The following is a 21,148-nucleotide window of genomic DNA, read 5'->3' on the forward strand; positions in this document are numbered from 1 at the left end:
CAGACATGCAGACCGCCAACAAGTTCTCCGTCTCCCGGTACGCGCCCGAGCGCGGGGCGATGGCCAAGCTCACCGCCCGCGACTCGGTGGTGCGCCGGCTCGACTGGCCGATACTCCTGTCCTCCCTCGCGCTGTCCTTCATCGGCGCGCTGCTGGTGTGGTCGGCGACCCGCAACAGGACCTCGCTGAACCAGGGGGACCCGTACTACTTCCTGGCCCGGCACGCCCTCAACACCGGCATCGGCCTCGTCCTGATGATCGGCACCATCTGGCTCGGCCACCGCACCCTGCGCGGCGCGGTGCCGGTCCTCTACGGGCTCTCGCTCGTGCTGATCCTCGCCGTGCTCACCCCGCTCGGCGCCACCATCAACGGCGCCCACGCGTGGATCGTGATCGGCGGCGGCTTCTCCCTCCAGCCCTCCGAGTTCGTGAAGATCACGATCATCCTGGTGATGGCGATGCTGCTGGCCGCCCGGGTGGACGCGGGCGACCTCGCCCACCCCGACCACCGCACGGTCGTCAAGGCGCTCTGCCTGGCCGCCGCCCCGATGGGCATCGTCATGCTGATGCCCGACCTCGGCTCCGTCATGGTCATGGTCGTCATCGTGCTCGGCGTGCTCCTGGCCTCCGGTGCCTCCAACCGCTGGGTGCTCGGTCTGATCGGCTCCGGTGCGGCCGGAGCCATCCTGATCTGGCAGCTCGGAGTCCTCGACGAGTACCAGATCAACCGCTTCGCCGCGTTCGCCAACCCCGAGCTCGACCCGGCGGGCGTCGGCTACAACACCAACCAGGCGCGCATCGCGATCGGCTCCGGCGGGCTGACCGGCTCGGGGCTCTTCAAGGGCTCGCAGACCACCGGCCAGTTCGTCCCCGAACAGCAGACCGACTTCGTGTTCACCGTCGCGGGGGAGGAGCTGGGCTTCGTCGGGGCCGGGCTGATCCTCGTGCTCCTGGGCGTCGTCCTCTGGCGGGCCTGCATGATCGCCCGCGAGACCACCGAGCTGTACGGGACGATCGTGTGCGCCGGGATCATCGCCTGGTTCGCGTTCCAGTCCTTCGAGAACATCGGGATGACCCTCGGGATCATGCCGGTGGCCGGCCTCCCGCTGCCGTTCGTCTCGTACGGAGGCTCGTCGATGTTCGCGGTGTGGGTGGCCATCGGACTACTGCAGTCGATCAAGGTGCAGCGGCCATTGTCGGCCTGATTCGGCTTGTTGTTCCGTTCACCCTGCCGACGTGATCCGTTAAGGACTAAGTTCGGTTTATGGCGGACACGAAGCGCGAAATCGAGCGGAAATTCGAGTTCTCTACAGTGAAGAGCGCCCGGCGCGGGGTGCCGGACCTGACGGGCACGGCCGCGATCACGGCCGTCTCCGACCAGGGCACCGTCGACCTCGACGCCGTCTACTACGACACCCCCGACCAACGGCTCGCCGCCGACGGTCTCACCCTGCGCCGCCGGACCGGCGGCGCCGACGCGGGCTGGCACCTCAAACTGCCCGTCTCCCCGGGCGTGCGCGACGAGATCGCCGCCCCGCTCGGCGACACCGTCCCGCGCCCACTGGCCGCCCTGCTGCGCTCCCGGGTGCGCGACTCCGCCCTGCAGCCGCAGATGAGGCTCCTCTCCTCGCGCCGGGTCAGCCACCTCCTCGACGCCGACGGGGCCCTGCTCGCCGAACTCAGCACCGACCAGGTGCGCGCCGAGCGGGGCGACACCGTCGCGGCCTGGACCGAGGTCGAGGTGGAGCTCGCCGACGGCGTCGACCCCGCACTGCTCGACGCCGTCGAGAAGACCTTCCGCAAGGCCGGCCTCCGGGTCTCCGACGCCCCCTCGAAGCTCGCCCGCGCCCTCGCCGAGACCGACTCCGCGCCGCCCGCCCGGGCCGCGGCCGACCCGGGCGACGGTACGGCCGGCGCGCACGTGCTCGCGTACCTGCGCGAACAGCGCGACGCCCTGATCGCCCAGGACCCGGCCGTCCGCAGGGGCCTGCCGGACTCCGTCCACCAGATGCGGGTCGCCTCCCGCCGGCTGCGCAGCGCCTTCAAGACCCACCGCAAGCTGCTCGACCGCTCCGCCACCGACCCCGTCGGCGAGGAGCTGCGCTGGCTGGCCGCCGAACTCGGCGTCGACCGCGACCAGGAAGTGCTGCTGGAGCGGATCCGCACCCGCCTCGACGAACTCCCGCGCACCCTCCAGCTCGGCCCCGTCCGTGCCCGGCTGCGCATCTGGAACACCGCCCGCAGCTCCGGATCGAGGCGCCGCGCCCTGGCCGCCCTCGACAGCCCGCGCTACCTGGCCCTGCTCGACACCCTGGACGCCCTGCTCGCCGAGCCGCCCCTGCTGAAGCACGCCGCCACCCCCGCCCGGGAGGCACTGCCCAAGGCGGTGCTCGGCGACTACGAACGCCTGGCCGCCCGGGTCGGCTCCGCCCTCGCCCTGGAGGCCGGACACGAACGGGACCTGGCCCTGCACGAGGCCCGCAAGGCCGCCAAGCGCGCCCGCTACGCGGCGGAGGCGGCCGTGCCCGCACTCGGCAAACCGGCCAAGCGCCTGGCCAAGGCGATGAAGGCGGTCCAGACCCTGCTCGGCGACCACCAGGACAGCGTGGTGGCCCGCGAAGCCCTGCGCGGGCTCGGCGCCCAGGCGGCGGGCGCCAGCGAGTCGGCCTTCACCTGGGGAGTGCTGTACGCCCGCGAGGAGGCCATTGCCGAGCGCCGCGAACGGGAGCTTCCGGACATCTGGCACGAGGTCTCGGACCCGGAGCTGCGGACCGCACTGGGATGATCATGTGGGTGGGGGCGGCCGAGCCTCGGGGTACGCTTGAGAGCTGCCCCCTGCCCGCTTCACGAAAGTCGCGTGATGACCGAGTCGGTCTTCCCTCAGCTTGAGGCCCTGCTTCCGCATGTGCAGAAGCCCATCCAGTACGTCGGCGGTGAACTCAACTCCACGGTCAAGGAGTGGGAGAGCTGCGACGTCCGCTGGGCGCTCATGTACCCGGACGCGTACGAAGTCGGGCTGCCCAACCAGGGCGTCATGATCCTCTACGAGGTGCTCAACGAGCGCGAGGGCGTCCTCGCCGAGCGCACCTACAGCGTCTGGCCCGACCTCGAAGAACTGATGCGCGAGCACAAGGTGCCGCAGTTCACCGTGGACAGCCACCGCCCCGTCTCGGCCTTCGACGTGTTCGGACTGTCCTTCTCCACGGAGCTGGGCTACACCAACATGCTCACGGCCCTGGACCTCGCGGGCATCCCGCTGGAGGCCAGGAACCGTACGGTCGACCACCCGATCGTCCTCGCGGGCGGCCACGCGGCCTTCAACCCCGAGCCGATCGCGGAGTTCATCGACTGCGCGGTCATCGGCGACGGCGAGCAGGCCGTCCTCGACATGACCGAGATCATCCGCACCTGGAAGGCCGAGGGGCGGCCGGGCGGGCGCGAGGAAGTCCTGTTCCGGCTGGCCAAGACCGGCCAGGTCTACGTGCCGGGCTTCTACGACGTCGACTACCTCCCGGACGGCCGCATCGCGCGCGTCGCCCCGAACAAGTCCGGCGTCCCCTACCGGGTGTCCAAGCACACGGTCATGGACCTCGACGAGTGGCCGTACCCCAAGCAGCCGCTGGTCCCGCTCGCCGAGACCGTCCACGAGCGGATGTCCGTGGAGATCTTCCGCGGCTGCACCCGCGGCTGCCGTTTCTGCCAGGCCGGCATGATCACGCGACCCGTGCGGGAGCGAAGCATCACCGGCATCGGCGAGATGGTGGAGCGCGGGCTCAAGGCCACGGGCTTCGAGGAGGTCGGCCTCCTGTCCCTCTCCTCGGCGGACCACACCGAGATCGCGGACATCGCCAAGGGCCTCGCGGACCGCTACACGGACGACAAGGTGGGCCTGTCCCTGCCGTCGACCCGCGTGGACGCCTTCAACGTGGACCTGGCGAACGAGCTGACCCGCAACGGTCGCCGCTCCGGCCTCACCTTCGCCCCCGAGGGCGGCTCCGAGCGCATGCGCAAGGTCATCAACAAGATGGTCTCGGAAGAGGACCTGATCCGGACGGTCGCCACGGCGTACGGCAACGGCTGGCGCCAGGTGAAGCTGTACTTCATGGTCGGCCTGCCGACCGAGACCGACGAAGACGTCCTGCAGATCGGCGACATGGCGGTCAACGTCATCGCCAAGGGCCGAGAGGTCTCCGGCCAGAACGACATCCGCTGCACGGTGTCGATCGGCGGGTTCGTACCGAAGCCGCACACCCCCTTCCAGTGGGCGCCGCAGCTGTCGGCGGAGGAGACGGACGCCCGTCTGGGCAAGCTCCGCGACAAGCTCCGCGGGGACAAGAAGTACGGCCGCTCCATCGGCTTCCGCTACCACGACGGCAAGCCGGGCATCGTCGAGGGACTCCTCTCGCGCGGCGACCGCCGCATCGGCGACGTGATCCGCGCGGTCTACGAGTCGGGCGGCCGCTTCGACGGCTGGCGCGAGCACTTCTCGTACGACCGCTGGATGGAGGCGGCCGAGAAGACGCTGCCGAAGTACGGCGTGGACGTGGCCTGGTACACGACGCGCGAGCGCACGTACGAGGAAGTCCTGCCCTGGGACCACCTGGACTCCGGTCTCGACAAGGACTGGCTCTGGGAGGACTGGCAGGACGCCCTCGACGAGACCGAGGTCGACGACTGCCGCTGGACGCCGTGCTTCGACTGCGGCGTGTGCCCCCAGATGCAGACCGAGATCCAGATCGGCCCCACGGGCAAGAAGCTCCTGCCGCTGTCCGTGGTGAAGTGACCCGGTAAATCCCCGGTCCGAACACGACGAAGGGCCCCGACCGCAACGGTCGGGGCCCTTCGTGTGTCCTTAGCGGCATGGAGAGCCCAGGGGAGTTCGAGAAGCGGCAGCCGCCCGCGCACGCGTACGACGGCGACGGCTGTCTGGTGGGGGTCGTGCGGATACCCGTGAAGATCGTGGCGGTGTTGGTCGTACTGCCCGTACGGGTGGTCTGGGACCTGCTCGTCGCCCTCGGGCGGCTGCTGCGGCGGCACGTGCTCGCGCCGCTGTGGCAGCACGTCCTGGAACCGCTGCTGCGCGGACTCGCCTGGGTGGTCGTGACGCTGTTCAAGCTGGTCTTCGTGTGGCCGTGGGTGGGGCTCTGGCGGTACGTGTTGGTGCCGGTCTGGCGCGGGACGGTGTGGGTGGCCTCGTGGGTGTACGCGAACGTCCTCGCGCCGGCCGGCCGGGCGCTGTACGCGTACGTGCTGGAGCCCTTGTTGCGCGCTCTCGTCTGGCTGGTCGTGACGCTGTTCAAGCTGGTCTTCGTGTGGCCGTGGGTGGGGTTGTGGCGGTACGTGCTGGTGCCGGTCTGGCGCGGGACTGTGTGGGTGGTCTCGTGGGTGTACGCGAACGTCCTCGCGCCGATCGGCCGGGCGCTGTACGCGTACGTGCTGCACCCGCTGGGCGTCGCCCTGGCCTGGGTGGGCCTCGGTGCGGTGCGGTACCTGATCGCGCCGCTGGCCAAGGCCGGGATGTGGCTCGGGTGGGCGCTGGGCATGCTCCTCTTCGTCTGGCCCTGGGTGGGGCTGTGGCGGTACGTGCTGCGGCCGGTCGGGCAGGGCTTCGTGTGGCTGGTGTGGGCGGTGTACCGGTATCTGCTGACACCGGTCGGGCAGGGGTTCCTGTGGTTGGTGAAGGCGGTCTACCGCCATCTGGTGCGGCCCCTCGGGCTGGGGCTCGCGTGGCTGGCGCGCGGGTTCTACCGGTACGTGTTGACGCCCCTCGGGCAGGTCCTCGTCTGGGCCTGGCACGTGGCCGGGGTGATCACCGGATGGTTGTGGCGGGCGGTCAAATGGGTCGGGTGGGTGGCCGTCGGGTGGCCCGTGTCGCGGGTGTACCGGCACGTCCTGACCCCGGCCGGGCACCTCGTGCGCGACGTGTGGCGGACGGTGCGCGCCACCGTGCGGGAGGTCCGCGCGGAGGTGCGTACGGCGCTGTTCGGTACTCCTCCCCGGGAACCGGCGAGGTCACGGGCGCGTACTCTGGGTAGTACGACAGCCGCCGACGCGGCACCCGCTGCCGAGATCTCCCTGCACAAACGGCAGGGGTGAGCCGGAGCGGGTCGACAGACCTCAGGGCGACGCGCCGGCCGCGGAGCCCCGCACAAGGAGAAGAACCACTGGGCAAGCGACAGCCCGAAGGCCCGCCTCCCGCACCGGTGGTGCAGCGCATCCGACTGCGCTACACCAAGCGCGGACGCCTCCGGTTCACCAGCCACCGTGACTTCCAGCGCGCGTTCGAGCGGGCCCTGCGCCGTGCCGAGGTGCCGATGGCGTACTCGGCCGGCTTCACCCCGCACCCGCGCGTCTCGTACGCGAACGCCGCCCCGACCGGGACCGGCAGCGAGGCCGAATACCTGGAGATCGCCCTCTCCGCGCCGCGCGACCCCGAGAAGCTCCGCGCACTGCTCGACGAGTCGATGCCGACCGGCCTCGACATCATCGACGCCGTCGAGGCCCGCACCTCCGGCCTCGCGGACCGGCTGACCGCCTCCGTGTGGGAGCTGCGCCTGGACGGCGTGGAGCCCGCCGAAGCCGAGCGGGCCGTGGAGGCCTTCCTCGCCGCCGAGAGCGTCGAGGTGCAGCGCCGCACCAAGAACGGCATGCGGACGTTCGACACGCGAGGTGCCGTCGTCAGCCTCGAGGCGCTTCCCGCCGCTGGTGATAGGCCGCTGGACAGTGCCTGTGCGATACTGCGGCTGGTTGTTCGGCATTTGACACCTGCCGTGCGACCCGACGACGTCCTGTCCGGTCTCCGAGCTGTAGCCGACCTGGCGCCGCCGGTCCCCTCTGCGGTGACCAGGCTGGCGCAGGGGCTCTTCGACGAGGAGTCCGGCACGGTGACCGACCCGCTCGCGCCCGACCGCGAGGCTGACACGGCCGCCCCACCCACGGCCGCCGTAGCCGCCGACGCGAAGGCGCCGGAAGGTCCCGCCGCGTAGGGATCGTCGTCGTCGCGCAGCCCTGGCACTCGGGAGCCACCTGGGTCGGGCCGCGCACTGACCTGAAGACTTCCGCCAGGCCGTACGGACAACACGTACGGAACCGGCGGCCATGGACTACAGCTCCCGTGTGGCGAACGCGCCCCGGAGGCCGGTTCCGCGCTCATTACGCGGCAGCCGAGCCGGACCGGACGTCAGCCGCGGCGCCCGGGAGCGTGACGGGAGAACCGCCCGCAATGCTCAACAACGAAAACGACACCACCGACAACAACAGCCCGAGCGACAACCTGCCTCCGCGCAGGCGTCGCCGCGCAGCTTCCCGGCCCGCCGGCCCGCCCGGTGCGACCGTCGCCGAGACCAGCCCCGTCGCAGCTGCGCCCGAGGCCGCTCCGGCCGCCGCGGCCCCGGAGGCCGCTCCTGACGCAGCCCCCGCCCGTCCCCGCCGCCGCGCGACCCGCGCCGTGGCCGCTCCGGTCGCCGAGGCCGCGCCGGTCGCGGTGGAGGCTCCCGCCGCTGCGGAGGCTCCGGCCGCCGCCGTGGCCGAAGAGGCCGCCGCTCCCGCTCCGCGTGCCCGTCGCCGTGCCACCCGCGCCGTCGCCGCCCCGGAGGCTCCGGCCGCCGAAGCCGCTCCGGTAGCCGAGGCCGCTCCGGCCGCTGCGGAAGAGGCTCCGGCCGCTCCCGCCCCCCGTGCCCGTCGCCGTGCCACCCGCGCCGTGGCCGCTCCGGTCGCCGAGGCCGCGCCGATCGTGGTCGAGGAGCCCGCTGCGGCCCCCGTGGCCGAGGAGCCCGCCGCTCCCGCCCCCCGTGCCCGTCGCCGTGCGACCCGCGCCGTGACCGCCCCGGCCGCCGAGACCGCGCAGGCCACCGAGGTCGCCCCGGCCGCAGCGGAGGCTCCGGCCGCCGTCGTGGCCGAGGAGCCCGCCGCTCCCGCCCCGCGTGCCCGTCGCCGCGCCACCCGCGCCGTCACCGCCCCCGAGGCTCCCACCCCGGTGGCCGAGGCCGTCGTCGAGGCCCCCGTCGCGGAGGAGGCCCCCAAGGCCGCCGCCCGGACGTTCACCGTCGCCGACGCGCTGGACTCCCCGAAGCGCGGCGGCCGCCGTCGCGCCACCCGTTCCACCACCGCGGCCGCGGCCGCCCCCGCGCAGCCCGCTGCCGCCCAGCCCGTCGAGAGCGCAGAGCCCGCCGCCCCGGCGCCGGCCCGCGCCGCCCGCCGCGCCGCGCGTCCCGCCGTGGCCGTCTTCCAGGCCCCGGTCTTCGCCGAGCCCATGTTCCAGACCCCGGAGACCGCCGCCATGGCCGCGGCCGCCGCGCGCGCCGCCGCTCCGGCCGAGGAGCTGGAGGAGGACGAGGAGCTCGAAGCCGAGGTCGTCGAGACCGAGGCCGCAGCCCCCGCCCCGCAGCCCGCCGGCCGTCGCCGCCGCCGCGGCCGTGGCGCCGTCGAGGCCGCGCCCGTCGCCGAGTCCGCGCCCGTCTCCCTCCCCGAGGTGCTCGCCGAGGAAGAGCCCGAGGCCGAGCTGGAGGAAGAGGCCGCCGAGTTCGAAGAGGGCGACGAGTCGGGCGAGCGCCCGTCGCGCCGTCGCCGTCGCGGTGGCCGTCGTCGCCGCCGTGGCGAGGCCGCCGACCTCGACGAGTCCGCCGAGGAAGAGGCGGAAGCCGAGGCCGAGGCCGCCGAGCAGGACGCCGAGGAGGAAGAGGACGAGGAGGCCGACGAGGCCGCCCTGGGCTCCAGCTCCAGCCGCCGTCGCCGTCGTCGCCGCCGTCGCAGCGGTGACAGCGCCGCCGACGCCGAGACCGGCGAGGACGAGGGTGTCCGTACCGTCGTCAAGGTCCGCGAGCCCCGCCCGGCCCGCGAGAAGGCCGAGCCGTCCGACGAGGTCCAGTCCATCAAGGGCTCGACCCGCCTGGAGGCGAAGAAGCAGCGCCGCCGCGAAGGCCGCGAGCAGGGCCGCCGCCGCGTGCCGATCATCACGGAGGCCGAGTTCCTGGCCCGCCGCGAGGCCGTCGAGCGCGTGATGGTCGTCCGCCAGGCGGGCGAGCGCACCCAGATCGGCGTCCTCGAGGACAACGTGCTCGTCGAGCACTACGTCAACAAGGAAGAAGCCACCTCGTACGTCGGCAACGTCTACCTGGGCAAGGTCCAGAACGTGCTGCCGTCCATGGAGGCCGCCTTCATCGACATCGGCAAGGGCCGCAACGCCGTCCTGTACGCCGGTGAGGTCAACTTCGAGGCGCTCGGCATGGCCAACGGGCCGCGCCGCATCGAGTCCGCCCTCAAGTCCGGCCAGTCGGTCCTGGTGCAGGTCACCAAGGACCCGATCGGCCACAAGGGCGCCCGCCTGACCAGCCAGGTCTCGCTGCCCGGCCGCTACCTGGTCTACGTGCCCGAGGGCTCGATGACCGGCATCAGCCGCAAGCTGCCCGACACCGAGCGCGCGCGTTTGAAGACCATCCTCAAGAAGATCGTCCCCGAGGACGCGGGCGTCATCGTGCGCACCGCCGCCGAGGGCGCGAGCGAGGACGAGCTGCGCCGCGACGTCGAGCGTCTGCAGGCCCAGTGGGAGGACATCCAGAAGAAGTCGAAGCAGATCTCGACCTCTTCGCCGAGCCTGCTCTACGGCGAGCCGGACATGACCGTCCGCGTCGTGCGCGACATCTTCAACGAGGACTTCTCGAAGGTCATCGTCAGCGGTGACAGCGCCTGGGAGACCATCCACGGCTACGTGAACCACGTCGCCCCGGACCTGGCCGACCGGCTGTCCCGCTGGACCTCCGAGGTCGACGTCTTCGCGACGTACCGGATCGACGAGCAGCTCGCCAAGGCGCTCGACCGCAAGGTGTGGCTGCCCTCGGGCGGCTCGCTTGTGATCGACAAGACCGAGGCGATGATCGTCATCGACGTCAACACCGGCAAGTTCACCGGTCAGGGCGGCAACCTCGAGGAGACCGTCACCAGGAACAACCTGGAGGCGGCCGAGGAGATCGTGCGCCAGCTGCGGCTGCGCGACCTCGGTGGCATCGTCGTCATCGACTTCATCGACATGGTCCTGGAGTCCAACCGCGACCTCGTGCTGCGGCGCATGCTGGAGTGCCTGGGCCGCGACCGTACGAAGCACCAGGTGGCCGAGGTCACCTCGCTGGGCCTGGTCCAGATGACCCGCAAGCGGGTGGGCCAGGGTCTGCTGGAGTCCTTCTCCGAGACCTGCGTCCACTGCAACGGCCGCGGTGTCATCGTGCACATGGAGACCCCGACCGCGATCGGTGGCGGCGGCAACGGCAAGCGCGCCAAGCGCCGCGGTGGCCGGGCCGAGTTCGACCAGCACGACCACGAGATCGAGACGGTCGAGGCGGAGGTCTTTGAGACCGAGGCCGAGGTGGCCGCGGAGATCGCGGCGCCCGTGGCGCTGCCGGAGCCGGAGTTCGTCGCGGGCGAGGACCTGTACAGCAGCCCGGCCGAGGCCGAGGCCGCGGCGGGTCTGAGCGGCCGCCGCAACCGGCGCCGTGCCACCCGCAAGGCGACCGCCCCGGCGGGTGCCCCGCGCGGTGCGGCCGTCCCGGCCCCGGCCCCCGTGGCCGAGGTGGCCGAGGCCGAGCCGGTGACCGAGCCGGCCGACACCGTCCTGGAGCCGGCCGTCGAGGTCGTCGCCGAGGTCGAGGCCGAGGTCGTCGCGGAGCCGGTGGTGGAGGAGGCCCCCAAGGGCCGGACCCGTCGTCGTGCGACCCGTAAGGCCACCGCCCCGGCGGGTGCCCCGGCCGCTGCGGCCGAGGTGGCCCCGGAGCCGGTCGTCGCCGAGGCGGAGCCCGAGCCCGTCGTCGAGCCGGTGGCCGAGGCCGCGCCGGCCCGTCCGCGCCGCCGTGCCACCCGTAAGGCCACCGCACCCGCCGGGTCCCCGGCCGGCGCGGCAGAGGCCGCCGTGGTGGTCGTCGAGGCCCCGGTGACCGAGACCGAGCCGGAGCCGGAGGCCCCCGTCGAGGAGGCCGCCCCGGTGAAGAAGGCCGCCAGGAAGGCCCCGGCCAAGAAGGCGGCGACCGCGGCGAAGAAGGCCACCACCGCCAAGAAGGCGACGGCGGCCAAGAAGACCGTGGCCAAGAAGGCGGCCACGACCAAGAAGACCGTGGCGAAGCGGGCGACGAAGAAGACCGCGGCGGCGGAGCAGCAGACGCTCCCGTCCGTCTCGGCTCCGACCGAAGCCTGACCCGCGGCACGAGCACCATCCGGACCCGCCCGGCGCCTCATGGCGCCGGGCGGGTCCGTCGCGTTCCCACCTCAGAACGGAGTCACTGGTGATAACCGGTGACGATCACGTCTTCGTGGTCCACGGGCCGCCCGCTCCGGCGATCGCGCGCTTCCTCGCGTCCTGGGCCGAGGATCGGCCGGGGCTCCGGGTGGCGTTCGTGGGAGGAGACGGGTTCCATCCGTGGGCACCGGCGGGCCTCGAACTGCCGGAGGAGGCGGCGGAGCTCCTGGTGGCCCGCGACGAGTCCATGCCGGGCTGGTGGGACGACCACGGCTACCGGCTCGACGGAAGCGGTGAGGGCCCTTTCTCGGTCCTGTACGAGAAGGCCTCGTGGGAGTCGCTGCGGGTGACGGCCATGGAGGATCCGTACGGGGACGAGGGCTTCCGCCACACGCCCTACGACGTGCGTCTGCTGGGGGCCGGCTTCTCCCTGGTAACCGTCGTCACGCCCGGTCCCGGAGGGTTCTCGGACGCGCTGCTCGCCCGGATCCGGGAGGCGTTCACGGGCCCGAGCCCCCGGTTTGACCCTGCCGACCCGGCCCCGTAACCTGGGTCGCTGGCGTGTCTATGAGCACGCCGTCCACTGAGCACCTCACCTCCCGTACCGCCTCGCGGTGTGGGAGAGGCCGGTCTGCGGTTTCACTGCGGGGCCGGCTGGCTTCAGGGGTTCCCGAATCGAGCGAGAGAGAGATCCGCGTGTACGCCATCGTGCGCAGCGGTGGTCGCCAGCACAAGGTTGCTGTTGGTGACATCGTTGAGGTTGACAAGATTTCCACTGCCAAGGTTGGCGACACGGTCGAGCTCTCGACCCTGCTCGTTGTCGATGGCGACGCCGTGACCAGCGACCCGTGGGTCCTGGCCGGTATCAAGGTCACGGCCGAGATTGTGGACCACCACAAGGGCGCCAAGATCGACATCCTGCGCTACAAGAACAAGACCGGCTACCGCCGTCGCCAGGGTCACCGCCAGCAGTACACGGCGATCAAGGTCACCGGTATCCCCGCGGCTGCGAAGTAAGAGGGACTGAGACATGGCACACAAGAAGGGCGCATCGTCCACCCGGAACGGGCGCGACTCCAATGCCCAGCGGCTCGGCGTGAAGCGCTTCGGCGGTCAGGTCGTTTCCGCTGGTGAGATCCTCGTCCGCCAGCGCGGCACCCACTTCCACCCGGGTTCGGGTGTCGGTCGTGGTGGCGACGACACGCTGTTCGCGCTGCAGGCGGGTGCGGTCCAGTTCGGCACGCACCGTGGCCGCAAGGTCGTCAACATCGTTCCGGCCGCCTGATCCAGCTCCTGCTGATCAAGCGTTCGTAACTTCCCGAGGGCGGATCTCAGCTCTTTCCGGCGTCAGCCGGGAAGAGAGGTCCGCCCTCGGCGCGTTGTCACATAGACACGTTTAATGGGCAGCAAGGCCTGCCACCGGATTTTCCGGACTATCCCCGCTGTATCTGGAGGAACAACCATGACCACCTTCGTGGACCGCGTCGAGCTGCATGTCGCCGCGGGTAACGGGGGCCACGGCTGCGCCTCCGTTCACCGGGAGAAGTTCAAGCCGCTCGGCGGCCCCGACGGCGGCAACGGCGGCCGTGGCGGTGACGTGATCCTTGTGGTGGAGCAGGCGATCACCACCCTGCTGGACTACCACCACAGCCCGCACCGCAAGGCCACCAACGGCCAGCCCGGCGCGGGCGACAACCGCTCCGGCAAGGACGGTACGGACCTGATCCTGCCCGTCCCGGACGGCACCGTCGTCCTCGACAAGGAGGGGAACGTCCTCGCCGACCTCGTCGGCCAGGGCACCACCTACGTCGCGGCCGAAGGTGGCCGCGGCGGCCTCGGCAACGCCGCGCTCTCCTCCGCGCGCCGCAAGGCGCCCGGCTTCGCGCTCCTCGGCGTCCCCGGCACCGCCGGCGACATCGTCCTGGAGCTCAAGACCGTCGCCGACGTGGCGCTCGTCGGCTTCCCGAGCGCGGGCAAGTCCTCGCTCATCTCGGTGCTCTCCGCGGCCAAGCCGAAGATCGCCGACTACCCCTTCACCACCCTGGTCCCCAACCTCGGCGTGGTCACCGCGGGCTCGACGGTCTACACGATCGCCGACGTCCCGGGTCTCATTCCCGGCGCCAGCCAGGGCCGTGGCCTCGGCCTGGAGTTCCTGCGCCACGTCGAGCGCTGCTCGATCCTCGTGCACGTCCTGGACACCGCCACCCTGGAGTCCGACCGCGACCCGCTCGCCGACCTCGACGCCATCGAGAACGAGCTCAAGCTCTACGGCGGCGGCCTGGAGAAGCGCCCGCGCCTCGTCGTCCTGAACAAGGTCGACATCCCGGACGGCCAGGAGCTCGCCGACATGGTCCGACCGGACCTGGAGGCGCGCGGCTACAAGGTCTTCGAGGTCTCCGCGGTCGCCCGCACGGGCCTCAAGGAGCTCTCCTACTTCCTCGCCCAGGTCATCGCCAAGGCGCGCGCCCGCAAGCCGAAGGAGGAGGCGACCCGCATCGTCATCCGCCCGAAGGCCGTGGACGACTCCGGCTTCACCATCACCTACGACGAGGTCGAGGACGTCTACAACGTCCGCGGCGAGAAGCCGGAGCGCTGGGTCCGCCAGACCGACTTCAACAACGACGAGGCCGTCGGCTACCTCGCGGACCGTCTCAACCGCCTCGGCGTCGAGGCGGCCCTGAAGAAGGCCGGCGCCCGCGCCGGCGACGGCGTGGCCATCGGCTCCGACGAGAACGCGGTCGTCTTCGACTGGGAGCCGACCGTGATGGCCGGCGCCGAGATGCTGGGCCGCCGTGGCGAGGACCACCGTCTGGACGAGCCCCGTCCGGCCACGCAGCGCCGCAAGGAGAAGGACGCGAAGCGCGGGGACTCGGCGCAGCAGGAGTACGACGAGTTCCGTCCCTTCTGACCCGGCCGTGTTCGTGCGGTGCCCGGGTGCCGGGCGGTCTTGATCTGCTGTTTACCCAGGTCGCCTAGGATCCACCGGGTGAGCAGCACGAATCTACCCACCGTTTCCGTTGTGGTGATCGCGTACAACGATGCCGAGCTCGTGGGCGAAGCCGTCGGTTCGGCTCTCGCCCAGGGCCCGGTGGTCGCCGAGGTCATCGCGGTGAACGACTCCTCGTCCGACGGCACCGCGCGCGTGCTGGACGAGCTGGCCGCCCGCCACCCGCGCCTCAAGGCCGTACACCGTACGGAGAACAGTGGCGGGTGCGGGACCCCGCGCAACGACGGGATCGCGGCCGCGACCTCCTCGTACGTGCTGTTCCTGGACAGCGACGACGTGCTGCCCCCGGGGGCGGCCGACGCCTTGGTGCGCGCGGCCGTGGAGCACCGGGCGGCAGTCACCGTCGGCGCGTGCGTACGCCGGGAGCTGCCGCAGCACCACGACGTGCCGTGGATGCCCGGGCTGTACACCGCGGGCGATGTGATCGACCGGCCCGCGGACCGGCCCGAGCTGGTCCGCGACACGCTCTGCGTCAACAAGCTGTACGAGCGGTCATTCCTGGATGAGCATTCGATCCGCTTTCCCGACGGCCGCTTCATCTACGAGGACTTCGTCTTCACCGCACGCGTCCTGGCCGCCGCCCCCCGCATCGCGGTGATCGACGACCTCGTCTACGTGTGGCACGTGCGCCGCGCCGCCGCCCAGGTGTCCATCTCCCTGGACCGCAAGGACGTCGGGAACTGGCGCTCCCGCATCGAGGCCCACCGCACCGCCTCCCGGACCCTCGCCGCGGCCTCCCCGGATCTGGGCCTCGCCTGCCAGGTGAAGTTCCTGGAGTACGACCTGCGCATGTACCTGCGCGAGCTCGGCAAGGACCCCGAGTACCAGGCCGCCTGGTGGACCCTGACCCGCGAGTACCTCGACACCTTCGACGAGGCCGCCGTCGAGGCCGCCGCCCCGCACGCGCGCTGGGTCGTACGGGTGCTGCGGGCCACCGCCACCCCGCCCGCCGACGTCGAGCGGCTGACCCGCTTCGCCGCCGAGCCGCCGCGGCTGCTGCCCCCGTACGCGACCGGCCCCGACGGGGTGCCCGTGTGGAGCGAGGAGCTCCCGATCGAGCTGGACGGCCTGCGCGAGCTGCCGACGGACGCGCTGCCGGTGACCATAGACGCCGAACCGGCGGGCAACGCGGCCGTCCGGCTGCGGCTGCACGACCTGTACGGGCGGCTGGCGGCGGCCGGCCCGCGGACCGCGCAGCTGCGCTTCCTGCCCCGCGCCGGCGGCGATCCGGTACTCGCCAAGCCCGTGCACCTCACCCCGGACGAGGAGGGCGGCTGGTCGGTGGTGCTGCCCTTCCGCCTCGCCGACCTGGCCGCCACCGGCCGCAGCATGGGCCTGCGCAGGCTCCAGGCGTGGAACGTCGGCGTGGTGGTGGAGTGCGAGGACGGAAGCTCCCTGCTCACCTCCCTGCGCCCCCGGGGCCGTCTGCTGCGGCGCCGCGCCCTGCCCAGCAGCCGGTACGGTGTTTTGTTGACGCAGCCGTACCGGACGGGTTCGGGCTCGCTCGCCCTGCGCCTCGCGCCCGGCGCGGCGGGTGCGCTGTACCTCGTACAGAACCGGATCGGCCGGGCGAGGGCAGGCTACGCGTCGCGCTGAGCACGACCCCAGACAGGACCAGGAGCTGCACATGACCTTTCTGATCACCGGTGGCGCCGGATACATCGGCTCGCACGTCGTCCGCGCGATGGTGCTCGCGGGGGAGAAGGTCGTGGTCTTCGACGACCTCTCCACGGGCGACGAGGACCGTGTGCCGGAGGGCGTTCCGCTGGTGGTCGGCTCGGTCCTGGACCGCCTGGCGCTGGACGCGGTCATCCGCGCGCACAAGATCACCGGCGTGGTGCACCTGGCGGGCAAGAAGCAGGTCGGCGAGTCCGTCGAGAAGCCGTTGCACTACTACCACGAGAACGTGCAGGGCCTCACGGTCCTGCTCCAGGCCGTGGCCGAGGCCGGCGTCCGCAACTTCCTCTTCTCCTCCTCCGCCTCCGTCTACGGCATGCCCGACGTGGACCTGGTCACCGAGGACACCCCGTGCGCGCCGCTGAGCCCCTACGGCGAGACGAAGCTGGCGGGCGAGTGGCTGGTCCGCGCCGCGGGCAGGGCGCACGGCATCTCCACCGCCTGCCTGCGCTACTTCAACGTGGCGGGCGCCGCGACCCCCGAGCTCGCCGACACGGGCGTCTACAACCTGGTCCCGATGGTCTTCGAGCGCTATGACAAGGGCGAGGGCGCGCGCATCTTCGGCGACGACTACCCGACGCCGGACGGCACCTGCATCCGCGACTACATCCACGTCGAGGACCTCGCGGAGGCCCACGTGGCGGCGGCCCACAAGCTCGCCGAGTGGGCCGCGGCCAGGGACTACAAGGACCTCACCGTCAACATCGGGCGGGGCGAGGGCGTCTCCGTCGCCGAGATGGTAGACCTCCTCAACAAGAGCACCGGGCACGCGCACCCCCCGGTGATCAGCCCGCGCCGCCCCGGCGACCCGGCGAAGGTCGTGGCCTCGGCCGAAAAGATCACCAGCGTGCTGGGCTGGAAGGCCCGGCACGACGTCCGTGCCATGGTGACCTCCGCCTGGGCGGGCTGGGAGGCCAACAAGGCCGCGAAGGCCGCCGCCCACAAGGACCGCCACAAGGACGTCCACGCGGTCTGACGAGCCCGGGACACCATGTGAAAGCCGCCCGCCCCGGACGAGTTCCGGGGCGGGCGGCTCCATGTCCGCGGGTGTTGCTAGCGCTCCAGGAAGGAGAACAGCTCCTCCCACCGGTCGGTGATCTCGGCGCTGGAGTACCGCTGCACCGAGCGGAACGCGGTGTCCCCGAGCCGGTCGCGCAGCTCCGCGTCGGTCATCAGGGCGTCCAGGTGCCCGGCCAGCTCCATCGTGTTGCCCAGCCGGGCCAGCAGCCCGTCCTCACCGTGCCGGACGATCTCCCGCACGCCGGGCGCGCAATCGAAGGCCGCGACGGGCAGGCCCGCCGCCATCGCCTCCAGCAGGGTGATCGGGAAGCCCTCGGCACGCGAGGCCTGCGCGAAGACCGAGGCCCCGCGCAGCGCTCCCAGCACGTCGTCGGTGCTGCCCATCCACTGCACGGACTCGTCCAGCCCCAGCGAGGCGCAGTGCGCCCGCAGCGCCGGCTCCTCCACGCCCGCCCCGTAGATCCGCAGAACCCAGTCGGGGTGGTGCGGGGAGGCGTCCGCCCAGGCGTCGAGCAGCAGGTCGACGCCCTTCTCGAAGGCGAGGCGGCCGACGCAGGCCACGACCCTCTCGGTGCGCGGCGCGGGGGAGTCGGGCATGAAGGGCAGCGGGTTCGGCATGCTGCCCACGTTCTCCATGCCCGCCCGGATCCACAGGTCCGCGTCCTCCGGGGTCAGCACCAGCAGCCGGTCGACCTCGGGGTAGTACCGGCGGACCCGCTCGCCACGCGTCGACTTCTGGCTGGCCTCGAAGGACTCGTGGCTCATCCCGATGACGGTGAGCCCCTTGGTGTCGGCGAGGGCCACCCACTCCATCGCCCAGACCTGGGTGACGATGACCACGCTGCCCGGGCGGGCCGCGCGGAACAGCTCGGTGAGCCGCTCCGCCTTGGCCCGCATCTTCGCCCGCCGGGCCGCCTGCCGGCGCCGCTCGGGCGCGTTCAGCCGGCCCTTGATCCCGCGCAGCCTGCGCGCCGAGGGCGGGTGGGCGTCGTACAGGGTGGTCATCTCGTACGGCAGGTCCGCCGGCAGTGTCTGGCGGATCTGCTCGGGGACCGGGGCGATGCCGACGATGTGGACCCGGTGCCCGCGCTCGGTGAACAGCCGGGCCATCTGGTGGGACCAGGTGGTCACGCCGCCGAGCTCGTCGACGTTGTTGGAGACGATGAAGATTTCCCGGCTCACTTGCCGCTCCTGGTGAAGAACTTCTCGACGATCTGGCGGGCGGCGTCCCCGCGGTCGTACTCGCCGAACTCGGTGAGGAAACGCTGCCGCGCCTCGGCGTACTTGGCGTCCGCCTCCTCGAAGACCGACAGCGCCTGCAGGAGCTCGTCCGCCTTGGCGACCACCGGACCGGGTGCCTTCTCCTTCAGGTCGAAGTAGGTGCCGCGGATGTCCGTGGCGTACTTCTCGTAGTCGTACGCGAAGAACAGCATCGGCCGGTCCAGCAGGGCGTAGTCGAACATCACGGACGAGTAGTCGGTGATCAGCCCGTCCGCGAGGGCCAGCAGCGGGGTGATGTCGTGGTGCCGGGAGACGTCCACGACACGGCCCGCGACCGACGGCGGCAGCGAGACGCTGTTGAGGTAGTGCGTGCGCACCAGCAGCGTGAAGCGGTCGCCGAGCCGGTCGGCGAACTCCTCCACGTCGAAGGGGAACACGAAGCCCTCGACGGTGCCGTCGGCGGCTGCCCGGAAGGTTGGCGCGTACAGCAGCACCTTCTTCTCCGGGTCGATGCCGAGCTCGGCGGCCAGCGGCCCGCGCACCCGCTCACCGCTGTGCGCCTCGCTGCGGTGCGCCTCGACGAGGGCGTCGTTGCGCGGGTAACCGCTGCGCAGCAGCACCTCGTCGCGCAGCCGGAAGCCCTTGGCGAGGGTGCGGGCGTCGTGCTCGGAGCGGATCAGGAAGTGGTCGAAGCGGTCGACGGCCGCCTGGAAGCGGTCCTGGCCGGCCCGTCCCTGCGCCTTCGTGCGCGGCTCGTGGAAGCCCATCCGCTTGAGCGCGGAACCGTGCCAGGTCTGGATGTACGTGGTTCCCGCGCGCTTGGTCAGGGCCAGCGGGAAGCCCTGGTTGTCCACCCAGTACTCGGCCTGGGCCAGCGCCCGCAGGTACGCCCAGCTCCAACGGCGCACCAGGGTGGCCTCCTTGGGGAAGCCTGTGGGCTTGCCGCCCGCGTACGACCAGATCGCCTCGAAGGGCGCGCCCTGGCGCACCAGCTCCTCGTAGATCGCCTTCGGGCTGTCGCTGTACTGCTTGCCCATGTGGCTCTCGAAGACGACCGTGCCCTTCTTGATCGGCAGCTTCGAGAAGACCTCGTGGTAGACCTTCACCTTCTGCTCGCCGGAGCCGAGGTTCCGGCGGGCCCGCAGGGCCTTGCGCAGGCCCCGCTTCACCACGTTGGCCGCCTTGCCCTGTATGGCGTTGTTGATCAGCGACTGGGTGCGGACGGCGGCGGCGCTCTCGGCGGTCAGGACGTAGGAGAGGTTGCCCTTCTTGGTCATCTCCGGCTCGAAGCGGTCGGAGACCAGCCGGGTCAGCCGCGGCCGCACGCGCAGCCGGGCCGCCGACTCCAGGTCGACCCCACCGACGGAGACGCGGGTGGTGATCTTCTCGCCTCCGGCCGTCAGCTTCAGCCGGACGTCCCAGACGGCGTCGATGATGCCGAGGGGACGGACGGTCGAGCCGACGTCGGCGGTGCCGGTCCACTCGATCGTGTCACCGGCGTGGCGCACGGTTGCCACCGGGAAGCTGAAAGAACGCACGCCGATCTGCCGGCGGGCCCGGAATTCGAGCGAGGCCTTCAGCTCCGCGTCCGCCGGGATCCGCCCCAGCGGGTTCACGACGGCGCCCGACAGCGTGACCGTGCCGCGCCCGTCGTCCTCGTAGGAGGTGAGGCGGTTGCCTAGCTGGAGGGAGGTGAGCGGGGCGGTGTGGAAGCCCTGCCCGGTGACGTCCAGTATCCGGCGGGCCTCGTCGGCGTCGTCGGTGTCGGCGGCGTCGATGTGCTCCGCGCACCAGTAGACGCGACCGTCGCGCTCGGCGAGGGGGGAGGAGAGCCGGCCCTTGTTGGTCATGGCGTCGGCGGCCGGGAGCAGGTTGTCCCAGTCCTCCTTGCCCAGCAGGTAGGCGCAGATCGCCTGGAGGTACGTGACGTTCTCGTACGCCACCGGGTCGATGCCGGCCAGGTAGCCGTTGGCGAGGCGGGCGAACTCCTGGCGGTACTCGTCGCTGAGCAGGGGCAGGTCGCGCAGGTGCAGCACCAGGTCGTGCTTGAGGAACTTGGCGTCCTTCGCGGACTTGATGTCCGTGTGGCCCTTCGAGGCGAGCAGCTCGTCGACGCGGCGGTGGATCTCCATCCGGTGGACGAAGTTCGCGATCTCGTGGCGCCGGTTGCTGATCGACTTCGCCGCCGCCTTCTCGATCACGTTCCAGAAGTAGACGTGGTTCGGGATCAGGGTGATGCGGCGGGCGGCCACGTAGGCCTGCGCGGAGAACAGCAGGTCCTCGTAGTGGATCCCGACCGGGAACTCCAGGCCCTGCTCCAGCAGGAACTCGCGCCGGTAGCACTTGTTCGTGGAGAGGGTGTCGTAGACCAGCAGGTCCGGGAACTCGGTGATCGACTCCAGGGTGCGCGTGCGCGAGTAGATCCAGGGGTACCACTCGGTGGTCTTGCCCCACCGGTTGTCGAGGTGCACGCGTACGCACATGCCCGAGACCAGGTCGGAGCCGGTCCGCTCGGCCGCGTCCAGCATGTTCCGGCAGGCGTTGCGCTCCAGTACGTCGTCGCTGTCCAGGAACATGACGTACGTGCCGGTGGCCTGCTGGATGCCGTGGTTGCGGGGCGCACCGCAGCCGCCGCTGTTCTCCGGCAGCCGGAAGGCCCGCACTCTCCCCGGATGCGCCGCTTCCAGTTCCTGGGCGACCGCGAACGAGCGGTCCTTGCTGCAGTCGTCGACGATCACGACTTCGACCCCGTGCAGGGTCTGGTCCAATACCGACCGGACTGCTGTCGACAGACGCTCTGCGTCGTTGTAGACGATGACGACCACGGAGACGTCGGGCACGTGCACCTCGATCCCTTCGATTCGTTTCGTTCCGCTCATTCCGCTTATCCCGTCAAAGCTACCGTGCGCCGCCCTCCGCTCAGGCAGGCCGACCTCGGCGGGCCGTCCGCCAACCACCGCCGTGCATACTTCTAAGGAAGACGGTGAGTGGCGGGTCCTGTC

Annotated in this window: 14 protein-coding genes; 12 read left to right on the plus strand and 2 right to left on the minus strand. The window is 71.5% G+C overall.

Annotation, left to right across the window (positions count from 1 at the left end):
• Nucleotides 1-5: 5 nt before the first annotated feature.
• From rodA to galE, 12 genes are all read left to right on the plus strand, one after another.
• Nucleotides 6-1,205, plus strand: a complete 1,200-nt coding sequence (gene rodA, locus OG625_RS25835) for a rod shape-determining protein RodA (protein WP_329385624.1) — start codon at nucleotides 6-8, stop codon at nucleotides 1,203-1,205.
• A 59-nt stretch (nucleotides 1,206-1,264) separates the two neighbouring features.
• Nucleotides 1,265-2,785, plus strand: a complete 1,521-nt coding sequence (locus OG625_RS25840) for a CYTH and CHAD domain-containing protein (protein ID WP_329385627.1) — start codon at nucleotides 1,265-1,267, stop codon at nucleotides 2,783-2,785.
• A 72-nt stretch (nucleotides 2,786-2,857) separates the two neighbouring features.
• Nucleotides 2,858-4,783 (plus strand): TIGR03960 family B12-binding radical SAM protein, encoded by a 1,926-nt coding sequence (locus OG625_RS25845; RefSeq protein ID WP_329385629.1) that lies wholly within the window; start codon nucleotides 2,858-2,860, stop codon nucleotides 4,781-4,783.
• Between the two features lie 77 nt (nucleotides 4,784-4,860).
• Entirely contained in the window at nucleotides 4,861-6,096 is a 1,236-nt protein-coding gene (locus tag OG625_RS25850; RefSeq protein WP_329385632.1) for a hypothetical protein, read from the plus strand.
• A 110-nt stretch (nucleotides 6,097-6,206) separates the two neighbouring features.
• Nucleotides 6,207-6,986, plus strand: a complete 780-nt coding sequence (locus tag OG625_RS25855) for a TIGR03936 family radical SAM-associated protein (RefSeq protein WP_329385635.1) — start codon at nucleotides 6,207-6,209, stop codon at nucleotides 6,984-6,986.
• 236 nt (nucleotides 6,987-7,222) lie between these two features.
• Entirely contained in the window at nucleotides 7,223-11,179 is a 3,957-nt protein-coding gene (locus OG625_RS25860; protein WP_329385638.1) for an Rne/Rng family ribonuclease, read from the plus strand.
• An 88-nt stretch (nucleotides 11,180-11,267) separates the two neighbouring features.
• Nucleotides 11,268-11,768, plus strand: coding sequence for a hypothetical protein (locus OG625_RS25865; protein ID WP_329385640.1), 501 nt, complete (start codon nucleotides 11,268-11,270; stop codon nucleotides 11,766-11,768).
• 149 nt (nucleotides 11,769-11,917) lie between these two features.
• Complete coding sequence (gene rplU, locus OG625_RS25870; RefSeq protein ID WP_030715748.1) at nucleotides 11,918-12,238, plus strand: 50S ribosomal protein L21; 321 nt, start codon at nucleotides 11,918-11,920, stop codon at nucleotides 12,236-12,238.
• Between the two features lie 13 nt (nucleotides 12,239-12,251).
• Complete coding sequence (rpmA, locus tag OG625_RS25875; RefSeq protein ID WP_030027134.1) at nucleotides 12,252-12,506, plus strand: 50S ribosomal protein L27; 255 nt, start codon at nucleotides 12,252-12,254, stop codon at nucleotides 12,504-12,506.
• A 177-nt stretch (nucleotides 12,507-12,683) separates the two neighbouring features.
• The gene (gene obgE, locus OG625_RS25880) at nucleotides 12,684-14,129 is read left to right on the plus strand and encodes a GTPase ObgE (RefSeq protein ID WP_329385644.1); all 1,446 of its coding nucleotides are present in this window, start codon (nucleotides 12,684-12,686) and stop codon (nucleotides 14,127-14,129) included.
• 78 nt (nucleotides 14,130-14,207) lie between these two features.
• Nucleotides 14,208-15,824 carry a glycosyltransferase gene (locus OG625_RS25885; protein WP_329385647.1) on the plus strand — a complete coding sequence of 539 codons (1,617 nt, stop codon included), beginning with the start codon at nucleotides 14,208-14,210 and terminating at the stop codon, nucleotides 15,822-15,824.
• 31 nt (nucleotides 15,825-15,855) lie between these two features.
• On the plus strand, nucleotides 15,856-16,881 hold the full coding sequence (gene galE, locus OG625_RS25890) for a UDP-glucose 4-epimerase GalE (protein ID WP_329385650.1): 1,026 nt from the start codon (nucleotides 15,856-15,858) through the stop codon (nucleotides 16,879-16,881).
• 77 nt (nucleotides 16,882-16,958) lie between these two features.
• Here galE and OG625_RS25895 read toward each other — a convergent pair whose 3' ends face one another.
• Both OG625_RS25895 and OG625_RS25900 read right to left on the minus strand, forming a co-directional pair.
• Nucleotides 16,959-18,107 (minus strand): glycosyltransferase, encoded by a 1,149-nt coding sequence (locus OG625_RS25895; RefSeq protein ID WP_329385653.1) that lies wholly within the window; start codon nucleotides 18,105-18,107, stop codon nucleotides 16,959-16,961.
• Nucleotides 18,104-21,025, minus strand: a complete 2,922-nt coding sequence (locus tag OG625_RS25900; protein WP_329385656.1) for a bifunctional glycosyltransferase/CDP-glycerol:glycerophosphate glycerophosphotransferase — start codon at nucleotides 21,023-21,025, stop codon at nucleotides 18,104-18,106. Before OG625_RS25900 ends, OG625_RS25895 begins: the two co-directional genes overlap by 4 nt.
• Between the last annotated feature and the right edge of the window lie 123 nt (nucleotides 21,026-21,148).

The sequence above is a fragment of the Streptomyces sp. NBC_01351 genome, assembly GCF_036237315.1.
In the GTDB taxonomy this organism is placed as follows: domain Bacteria; phylum Actinomycetota; class Actinomycetes; order Streptomycetales; family Streptomycetaceae; genus Streptomyces.

What these genes read in the sequence shown, in the direction of transcription:
- rodA (WP_329385624.1), top strand. Translation starts at nt 6, where the DNA reads ATGCAGACCGCCAACAAGTTCTCCGTCTCCCGGTACGCGCCCGAGCGC.
- OG625_RS25840 (WP_329385627.1), top strand. Translation starts at nt 1,265, where the DNA reads ATGGCGGACACGAAGCGCGAAATCGAGCGGAAATTCGAGTTCTCTACA.
- OG625_RS25850 (WP_329385632.1), top strand. Translation starts at nt 4,861, where the DNA reads ATGGAGAGCCCAGGGGAGTTCGAGAAGCGGCAGCCGCCCGCGCACGCG.
- OG625_RS25860 (WP_329385638.1), top strand. Translation starts at nt 7,223, where the DNA reads ATGCTCAACAACGAAAACGACACCACCGACAACAACAGCCCGAGCGAC.
- rpmA (WP_030027134.1), top strand. Translation starts at nt 12,252, where the DNA reads ATGGCACACAAGAAGGGCGCATCGTCCACCCGGAACGGGCGCGACTCC.
- obgE (WP_329385644.1), top strand. Translation starts at nt 12,684, where the DNA reads ATGACCACCTTCGTGGACCGCGTCGAGCTGCATGTCGCCGCGGGTAAC.
- galE (WP_329385650.1), top strand. Translation starts at nt 15,856, where the DNA reads ATGACCTTTCTGATCACCGGTGGCGCCGGATACATCGGCTCGCACGTC.
- OG625_RS25900 (WP_329385656.1), bottom strand. Translation starts at nt 21,025, where the DNA reads ATGAGCGGAACGAAACGAATCGAAGGGATCGAGGTGCACGTGCCCGAC.